The 624-nt window shown below is 68.8% G+C and carries 1 protein-coding gene; it reads right to left on the bottom strand.

Translation table 11 applies throughout. The features are described from left to right. Window positions 1-35 precede the first annotated feature (35 nt). A partial coding sequence (locus tag HF885_RS10245; RefSeq protein ID WP_206109916.1) for a transposase occupies window positions 36-624 on the bottom strand: 589 nt, incomplete at its 5' end.

Here is a 624-nt window from a genome sequence, read left to right as displayed (position 1 = left end):
TGAGGCTTCGGTAGTTTGTGTGACAAGGGGCTAGCCTAGGCAGCAACGCTCTTCGCTCCCTTCACGCCCTTCTTCCTCGCCTTCACCGGGCGACCCGGGAGCTGGGGCTGGCAGTCGCCGCACCTGAGCATGAGCAGGGCCACGAGGTTGTCGGTGTTGCGGAAGCCGTAGCCCATCCTCACCGTCACCTTGATCTTGTTGTTGATGGCCTCTACGCGCCCGTTGCTGATGCCGAGCTCGACTGCGGCGATGATGTCGTCGCGCCGGCGGCGCACCTTCTTCTCCACGGCGACGACCTTGGCGATCTTGCAGTAGGCGGCCCTGTGCATCCAGTCGTCGAGCAGCTCGGCGGCCTCGGAGCCGTCGGCTGCCCGGAAGACGGCCCGCAGGTCCTCCTTGAGCTCCCAGGCCCTGACCAGCCGCGAGCCGGCCCTCTTCTTGAGCGCCTCGAGCCTCGCCCTCTGGCCGTCGGTGAGGTCCTCGGGGTTCTTCACGAGCGCGTAGCGGCTGCCCTTGATGGAGGCCGCCTCCTCCTCGAGCGCCCTGACCTCCTCGGGCGGCAGCTCGCCTTTGGCAGGCCTGCCGCGCTTGCCCTCGGGCCTGGGCCTGGCGGCCCTGGCGGCG

The organism is Parafannyhessea umbonata, assembly GCF_012844235.1.
In the GTDB taxonomy this organism is placed as follows: Bacteria; Actinomycetota; Coriobacteriia; order Coriobacteriales; family Atopobiaceae; genus Parafannyhessea.
Note: the sequence above shows the minus strand (reverse complement) of the source record. Positions and strands in the feature narration are given on the sequence as shown.